At 59.7% G+C, this 8,570-nt stretch carries 7 protein-coding genes; 4 read left to right on the forward strand and 3 right to left on the reverse strand.

Going from position 1 to position 8,570, the window contains the following annotated elements; genetic code table 11:
• Positions 1 to 133 precede the first annotated feature (133 nt).
• From CFR80_RS10335 to CFR80_RS10345, 3 genes are all read right to left on the reverse strand, one after another.
• Entirely contained in the window at positions 134 to 1,333 is a 1,200-nt protein-coding gene (locus CFR80_RS10335; RefSeq protein ID WP_110507303.1) for an SMP-30/gluconolactonase/LRE family protein, read from the reverse strand.
• A gap of 86 nt (positions 1,334 to 1,419) precedes the next feature.
• Positions 1,420 to 2,790 (reverse strand): MFS transporter, encoded by a 1,371-nt coding sequence (locus CFR80_RS10340; RefSeq protein ID WP_110507309.1) that lies wholly within the window; start codon positions 2,788 to 2,790, stop codon positions 1,420 to 1,422.
• A 181-nt stretch (positions 2,791 to 2,971) separates the two neighbouring features.
• Positions 2,972 to 3,886, reverse strand: coding sequence for a LysR family transcriptional regulator (locus CFR80_RS10345; protein ID WP_010513268.1), 915 nt, complete (start codon positions 3,884 to 3,886; stop codon positions 2,972 to 2,974).
• 134 nt (positions 3,887 to 4,020) lie between these two features.
• Between CFR80_RS10345 and araD the strand changes: the two genes are divergently transcribed.
• From araD to CFR80_RS10365, 4 genes are all read left to right on the forward strand, one after another.
• Positions 4,021 to 5,802 carry an L-arabinonate dehydratase gene (gene araD / locus CFR80_RS10350; RefSeq protein ID WP_110507304.1) on the forward strand — a complete coding sequence of 594 codons (1,782 nt, stop codon included), beginning with the start codon at positions 4,021 to 4,023 and terminating at the stop codon, positions 5,800 to 5,802.
• Positions 5,803 to 6,071: 269 nt separating this feature from the next.
• The gene (locus CFR80_RS10355) at positions 6,072 to 6,941 is read left to right on the forward strand and encodes a DoxX family protein (protein WP_258367764.1); all 870 of its coding nucleotides are present in this window, start codon (positions 6,072 to 6,074) and stop codon (positions 6,939 to 6,941) included.
• A 273-nt stretch (positions 6,942 to 7,214) separates the two neighbouring features.
• Positions 7,215 to 7,688 carry a GlcG/HbpS family heme-binding protein gene (locus CFR80_RS10360; protein WP_010513265.1) on the forward strand — a complete coding sequence of 158 codons (474 nt, stop codon included), beginning with the start codon at positions 7,215 to 7,217 and terminating at the stop codon, positions 7,686 to 7,688.
• 72 nt (positions 7,689 to 7,760) lie between these two features.
• Positions 7,761 to 8,246 (forward strand): GlcG/HbpS family heme-binding protein, encoded by a 486-nt coding sequence (locus CFR80_RS10365; RefSeq protein ID WP_010513264.1) that lies wholly within the window; start codon positions 7,761 to 7,763, stop codon positions 8,244 to 8,246.
• Positions 8,247 to 8,570 lie beyond the last annotated feature (324 nt).

Below are 8,570 nucleotides of genomic sequence, written 5' to 3' on the forward strand. Positions count from 1 at the left end.
TTTTCCGGGCGCGACCTGCGTTACCTGAAAAAAAGACCTGTCTGAATCCGATCCGTGCCATGGCATCACGTCACCCCCGCAGCATGGCCGCGGGTACATGTTTTTGTGGTTTACGAATGATCGGGGTGCCGCCTTACAGGCTGCTGACGACATCACCCAGCCTGTGCCCCTCCAGCGTGTCCGGTAACGCAAATCCCAGGGTTATGAAGGGCAGCCGCACCGCGTTGACGCCCGCGTTGTTTGCCGGCAGCCGTTCCGTCTGGGCAACCGGCACCAGCATGTGGCGGTCGGTTGTGATGAACAGGGCGTCGCCATCAACCAGCCGGTCATCTTCAAGTAACGTAAGCTGCTTTTTTTCGGGTGTAAGCACCATGATCCGTCCGTGTTCGGTATCGGCAAAATAGAAATTGCCCAGCGTATCAATGGCCGTGCCCATGATTGTCGGTATGTCGATCACCGTTTCGATCCGGCCGGCGCGCTGGTCATCCGTCAGGCTGGAATCCAGCAGGATGTCGGTCGGAATCCGTCGCAGCGGACCGGAAGGGGTGGAGAAATAGAACCATTTGCGGTCTGCCGTGATTTCCAGCATGTCCGAATGTACCAGTGGTCGCTTGCCCGTCCTGTCCTGCAGTATGTGCCCGTCGCGCCCGCGCAGCGGCTTGGCGGCGGTTGCGCGCAGCAGGGGGTGTTCCGACAGGCGGCGCACGGTCTCTCCGCTACGCATGTTATGGATGATGATCCCGCCCAGACCGGAATCGGTCACGAACAAAAGATCACCCGCAATGCGCAGGTCATTCATTGCTGAACCCGGTGGCAGGATGTCCTCGCCCCATCGCAGCACCTGCATGACCCTGCCATCGCGCGGGTCCAGCTGTACCAGTTTCTGGCCATCCGGCACGGATGCGCCCTTTGTCGGGTCAATGCCCTGATCGACGATCCACAGCGTGTCGTCACTGAATATATGCAGGCCGTTGACCATCAGGAAGGCATTGCGCGGGTCATCGCCCGGTTTCCATGCGTTCCAGCTTCCACCCGGAAAGGGATGCAGCGCGCCATCGGACGCCACGCGAAAAACGCTGGGCGTATCGGCCATCAGATCCCATCGCGGCGCACCAAGGAAGAGCGTACCGTCGCGTGTGGCGGCGACGGCATTGCACAGGTAATGCGGCGAGGACGCGATAACGGTGGCCTGAATGGCCGCGGCATGCCGGGACGCCGCGGCAGCGCGCGGCATGCGGGATTCCAGTCCTGCCAGCGCTAGCCCCCCCGTCAGTCCCCACAGGGTGGCGCGGCGCGACAGGCCGTGGCCACATGCATCGGTAATGTGTGTCATGAAGATGTTCTCTTGATTATTGTTTATTATTATGACTGCCGGTCTGTACTTGCGACGTGGCCTGTAACGAACACCGTGCGCGCCCTTCATTCTGGCAGGGACAGACGCCTTATCTTGCCCACCACGAACAGGTAGAGCAGGATCGCAACGCCACAATGCGCGGCGACGAATACCAGCGCCCCGTCATAAGACTTCGTGATCGCAACGATGTATCCGATCACGATGGGCGTCACGATGCCGGCAATATTGCCGATCCCGTTGAAAATGCCCGCGGCCAGACCCGGCGCTTCCCGGGGCGCAATATCGGATATGACGGCCCAGCCAATGGCAGCGACCCCCTTGCCAAAAAAGGCGAAGGACATGATGAGCACGATCACCCAGGCCGAGTGTACGAAGTTGCACAGGCAGATGGTCGAGGCAATCGCCATGCCAACGACATAGGGTGTCTTGCGCGCGATGTTTTCCGACCGTCCCGATCGCAGCAGCATGTCCGAAAGCGCCCCCCCGGCGATCGCACCGGCCAGTCCGCACAGCGCGGGCACGCTGGCGGCCAGTCCGGTCTGCGTCAGGGACAGCCCGCGTGACTGATGCAGGTAAAGCGGAAACCAGGTCAGGAAGAAATACAGGATGGCGGTAATGCAGTACTGCCCGCCATACACGCCCACCAGCGTCCGGTCGGTCAGCATGAAGCGGACCTGCCGCCATGTCAGCGGCCTGCGCACCCGCATGGCGCGGTCGTCAATATCCACCAGCGCGCCACCGGCGCGGATGAAGGCCAGTTCGGCGGCGTTGACCGCCGGATGGGTGGCGGGCGGCCGCATGCGCAGGAGCCATATCCCCGCCAGGACCACGCCTGCAATCCCCATCACGGCAAAGATGTATTCCCACCCGAATGCCTGGGTAATCCATCCCATAAGCGGCGCGAAGAACGCCACCACCACGTACTGGGCCGAATTGAAGATGGAGGTGGCAAGACCGCGTTCAGCCGTGGGAAACCAGCTTGATACGATGCGGCTGTTGGCGGGAAAGGTGGGGGCTTCCACCAGTCCCAGCCCGGCCCACAGGATGAACAGCACGGGAAAGGCGATGGCGTGCGGGACATGGCCCATTCCCGCAATGCACAACGTACACACCGACCATGCAAACAGGCTGACACCGTACACACGGATGGAACCGAACCGGTCCAGCAGCCAGCCGCCGGGCACCTGGTTGATGACATAGGCCCAGCCGAAGGCGGAAAAGACGTAGCCCATCGCAACCGGGCTCAGCCCCAGATCATGCGAAATGGACGATCCCGCGATCCCGAGTGTCGCGCGATCACCATAGTTGATCGCGGTGATGATGAACAGGAATGCAAGAACGCTGTAGCGGACGGCGCTGCGTGGCATGGCGCGGGATGCCCCGGTGGCGATTGACGGATGCGTGGTGGCGGGGCCTGCTGTGCGCCCTCTTGTTATGGTCACCCTGTTTTCTCCCTCGATGGCGGGACCGGTGCGGCGGGCCGGGTTGTGTCGACTGTCCTCTGGCCGCATCTGGTCCTGTGCGGAAGGGAACGCAGCGCGATGGCACAAGTCAAAATCAAACTTCGTATGGAGTGATGCAGTACGGGCATCGTTCACGGCATGGCAGTGAACGGCGTCATGCAGGGCGGGTGCCGGGGCCATCCGTTGCGGTGATCTGGTCCGCGATAGCCATGACACTGCCAAGGACCGGGCTGGCATCATCGGTGCGGTGGACCATGTACAGTTCCGCCAGGATCGCGTCGCCAAACGCCAGCGGGCGGCAGATGACATTTTCGATACCGAGCCGCGAGGCTGATTCGGGAATAAGGGCAATGCCGACCCCTGTCCTGACCATGGACAGGAGGGCATGGATCTGGGTCAGGTGATGGACAAGTCGGGGCTGGATGTTCGCGCTGACCAGCAGGCGGCGGACAAGGTCGTGAAAATAGCCGCCACCCAGTATGGAATACATGATCAGGTCCTGTCCCTCCATATCCGCAGGCGTCAGGGCGGCGCGCGTTGCCAGCGGGTGGGTGTGGGGCAGGGCGGCCACCATGGGTTCGCTGCGGACCAGCCGGGCACGGGTATCCCGTGCGTCAAACGGGGGCCGCACGAAAGCAAGGTCGATACGGTGCGACGCAAGGGCGGCAAGCTGGTCGCGGGTGATCATTTCCTCCAGCGTCAGTTCAATATCGGGATAGGTCGCCCGCAGCGCATGGATCAGGCGTGGCAGGAAATCGTAACTGCTGGCGGGCGTGAACCCGATCGCCACCTGCCCCAGCGCGCCGCGGCCTGCGCGGCGGGCCATCAGCATCGCATCTTCCGCGTTGCGCAGCAGGCGTCGTGCCTCGGGCAGGAATATGGCGCCTGCTGCCGTCAGCCGCACGCTGCGGCTGTTGCGTTCCAGCAATTCAACGCCCAGCGCATGTTCCAGCAACTGGACCTGTCGGCTTAACGGGGGCTGGGTCATGTTCAGCCGCGCGGCCGCGCGCCCGAAATGCAGTTCCTCCGCGACGGTGACAAAGCACCGGACCTGGGTAAGCTGAAGCATCAATATCAATCCTGTCTCAATCCATGCCGTATCTGGTCTGGACACCCCTGAATGCCCTTGCCCTTACTGCAACACGCAGCGCCCATTCCATCAGGCTATCGTGACCGGTCCGGGCGCGCAGGGAGAACAGAGGAATGTCAGAAGAAGCCGGAACACGGCCAGAAGGCGGAAATATGGAAGGGAAGGAAAAACGTACCCTGCGCAGTGAACGCTGGTTTGGTCCCGCCGACCTGCGCAGTTTCGGCCACCGTTCCCGCGCGATGCAGATGGGGTACGACCCGCAGGACTGGGAAGGGAAGCCGGTTATCGCCATCCTGAATACCTGGTCGGACATCAACCCCTGTCACATGCATTTTCGCCAGCGTGTCGAAGATGTGAAGCGTGGGGTGCTGGAAGCGGGGGGATTTCCGATGGAACTGCCCGCGATCTCGTTGTCCGAAAACTTCATGAAGCCGACCACCATGCTGTACCGCAACATGCTGGCGATGGAGGCAGAAGAACTGCTGCGTGCCTATCCGGCGGATGGCGCGGTGCTGATGGGGGGATGCGACAAGACCACGCCCGGCCTGCTGCTGGGGGCGACCAGCATGGATATTCCTGCGATCTATGTCCCTGCGGGTCCGATGCTGCGCGGGAACTGGCAGGGAAAGACGCTGGGTTCAGGGTCGGATTCATGGAAATACTGGGATGAGCTGCGCGCGGGCAAGATCACGCCAGAGGACTGGCGCGGGGTCGAGGCCGGAATTGCCCGCAGCGCGGGCACCTGCATGACCATGGGCACGGCAAGCACCATGACCGCCGTTGCCGAGGCGATCGGCCTGTCCCTGCCGGGGGCCAGTTCCATTCCGGCGGTTGATTCCAACCATATCCGCATGGCCAAAAGCTCCGGGCGGCGGATTGTCGATATGGTGTGGGAAGACCTGAAACCGTCAAGAATCCAGACCCCGGCCGCCTTCCGCAACGCGATTGCCGTGGCAATGGCGATGGGGTGTTCGACCAATGCCATCATACATGTGATTGCCATGGCACGACGCGCGGGCGTGCCTATCGGGCTGGATGATTTTGACCGTGCCAGCCGCGAAATCCCGGTCATTGCCAATGTCCGGCCGACGGGCACGACCTACCTTATGGAAGATTTTTACTATGCCGGGGGCATTGCGGCGCTGATGAACCGGATTTCGGGTTTTCTGGACCTCGACTGCCTGACGGTGACGGGGCGCAGCGTGGGGGAAAACATCCGCGATGCAAAGGTGTGGAATGACGATGTCATAAGGCCCCTCGACAAACCGATGTTTACAGGTGAGGCAGGGGGGGCGCTGACGGTGCTGCGGGGCAATCTTGCGCCGGATGGGTGCGTAATGAAGCCCGCCTGCTGCGATCCGAAATTTCATAAGCATCGCGAACCGGCACTGGTGTTTGATGATTATCCCACCATGAAGAAGGCGCTGGATGACGTGACGCTGGATGTCACGCCCGATCACGTGCTTGTGCTGCGTAACGCGGGTCCACTGGGCGGGCCCGGCATGCCGGAATGGGGGATGCTGCCCATGCCCAGACGCCTGGTGCAGGAAGGATATCGCGATATGCTGCGTCTGTCCGATGCCCGGATGAGCGGCACGAGCTATGGCGCGTGCGTGCTGCATATCGCGCCGGAAAGTTATGTGGGTGGCCCGCTGGGGTTGCTGAAGACGGGGGATATCGTCGCGGTGGATGTAGAAGAGCGCACGATCCGCATGGAAGTGTCCGATGAGGAACTCGCCCGCCGCCGCGCGGCATGGAAGCCACCTGCGCCGCGTTATGAACGGGGATATGGCTGGATGGCGGCCCACCACATGCGGCAGGCGAATGAAGGATGTGATTTCGATTTTCTGCAGACCGATTTCGGGGCGCCGGTGCCTGAACCTGTCATCTACTAAATGCCCCCATGGCCGGGTGGACACGCGGAGGAGGCAGTGCTGCGGTACTGATCGAATGTGGGAATGCGTGACGGCACTTCCCGGACCGGTTTTGGGAAAACTGCTTTTTTAATCTGCACGACAGTCCGCCAGCGGGCTTCTGCAACAGTGTCCAGGGGAGCGGAAAGGAACAGACAGGTGACCATCGGGACGGGAACACGCCCCGTTTCATCAACACACATATCTGCAATACGGTTCGACACTCTGTAAAGAAGAAAAACAAGATGTTCATGAAGTCGAATGCGGTTCCATCGTCATATGTGACATTGCGCCCGCGCTACATACCTTACTGGCCGTTATGGCTGGGACTGGCCGCCTGCGTGGTGGCCATGGTCTGGTCGTCCTTTATTGTTCCGGTCATACCGGACTTTGCCTGTCTTTCAACAATCGGGCTGGATGGTCTTGCGCTGGCCATGACCGTCATGGTCATGCCACGGCATTTCGTCATTGGTTTTCTGGCCTCACTCCTGCCCTTCATGATCAGCTGGCGGGTGGCGGCCATCCATGGATCGGTGCCGGGCATGGCCACATCCACGGTCGCGTTCATGATTTACCTTATGCTGTATGTGGATTGCATGGTCCATGACCGGGCAGCGGGCTGGAATGACCATTTACAGTGGCAGACGGCGACAATCCGCATATATTTCGGGTTCGACATGGTCGGGCATTTCGCGGAAAAACTTTTCGCAGGTGTTCATTCCTTCCACCACATGGAACAGGTATTTGTCGGTTTCGGTTTTCCGCCGGATGGACAGGCCGTTATTGCCGGCGGGCTGTGTGAACTGTCCGTTGCAATCGGGGTGGGGATGGGCGTCCTGACCCGGCTTGCCGGGATTGGTGGCACCCTCTATTACCTGATTGCCAATCATTATGGACGGCATTTTGGCGACGGGTTTACCTGGAACAACGCCCCTGTGGGTGGTTGGGAATATCCGATGCTCATGATCGTGGCCTTTGCCAGCTTTGCGATTGCAGGGGCGGGGAAGTTCTCGATTGATGGCTGGCTGATCGCCCATGGCTGGATGCCGCGGTTCCTGCTGCCCCTGTGCGTGTCCGACGCATGCACCCATATCCAGCGCGATGCCCGGCGAAGTGCTTGACCAATACTTGTCCTGTTTGGCAGGCGTTCATGTAACACATGCTTTCTTCATGAAAAATAGTAAGAGGATCTGTCACGTAAGCGCGAGGGTTTTAATTGTTATTTGTCTGCATGGCAAAGACTGTAATAGAATCCTTCGTGCGATATGAGACCAATTCTATCGTATGATCTGAACTGAACGACGGCTTTATTTTTCCCGGCATGTATTGGCCTGCGGGACATAAGGCGTCGTCAGGGGTTCAATAATAACATCCAGAATAAGGTAACCCTTGAAATGAAGCAGATGCTTGGAGTTCTTGCATTGCTGGCGTCGTTCGCCACCCCGGCATTCGCACAGACATCATCCACCGCGCCGCAGCTCAACATCACGACGGCGGCCGCAATGGACATGGCGCATTATGCGGTCGGGCTGGCGGAAAACCGACACCTCAGGCTGTGCATAGCGGTCGAGGATACGGATGGAAACCTGGTTGCGTTCATCCGCATGCAGGGCGCTTACGCGGGATGCGTGGAAGCCTCGATCGCCAAGGCGAAATCAGCGGCACGATTTGCCCGCAATACGATTGAATTCTTTGACGCCGTGCGCACGCAGAACCTGCCCATCGGTTTTGTTCCGGGTATCCTGCCATCTGCAGGGGGGGCTGTGTTCAAGCAGGGTGATACCGTAGTGGGCAGCATTGGCACCAGCGGCGATACCAACGAAAACGAACAGGCGCTGGTGATTGATACGGCCAAGCATTTTCATTGATGCAGATGGACCGGTCGAGATTTCTTTATAAATAAAACCACGTATCCAGACACCCTTGTTTCAGGATATCCCATGAAAATCACACATATCGGGCCGCTGGCCCTTCTGGCGTGCCTTCCGGCGTTATTCAGCGCACGCGCCGATGATGCCAAATTGCTGACACGGCCGCAGTTGAGCAGTGCCGGTGCAAAAAGCCTGCTGAACGCAGCGGAAGCCGAGGCAAAGCAACGCGGCATGCAGGTCAGCATCGCGGTGGTGGATGCATCAGGTAGGTTGCTGGCCTTTACGCGCATGGATGATTCACAGACCGGCACCGACGAAACCGCCATAAAAAAGGCCCGGACGGCCGCGCTGTATCATTCACCGGGCAAGGTGCTGGCACAGCGGATCAGCCAGAACCAGGCGTTTCTGGCGACACTGCCGGGGATTACGGCCGTACCGGGATCCTGTCCGGTCATGGAGGGGAAATACCTGATCGGGGCGGTCGGGGTCAGCGGTGCGACGGATGATCTGGATAATGCCGTTGCGACGGATACGGCAACCGGTTTCCATTCCTGAAGACGCCAGTTCCTGACAGAAACGGACAGATCCGGTTGCATGCAGGACATGCGGTCGGGTCTGTCCGTATCATAGCACACGAAGGGAGGAATCTGAGGAGTTGCCGGGCCAGCCGCATTATTATGCTGATCGGGCAAAGTGAATTTATTTATAATAAAGGCTGAACAGACATAACCGTTTCCAGGGCTATATTTTTTCAAAAGGGGTTATGAAAACAGGCTTTAGCACTACTTTGGCAGAATATGTTGCGAGGTCTGGAGTAGAAGGTTTCCACAGTGCGGGCATTGCCCGATAGGTGGTCGTAGGATGCGATCAAGAATGGCC

Source organism: Komagataeibacter oboediens, assembly GCF_003207815.1.
Taxonomy (GTDB): domain Bacteria; phylum Pseudomonadota; class Alphaproteobacteria; order Acetobacterales; family Acetobacteraceae; genus Komagataeibacter; species Komagataeibacter oboediens.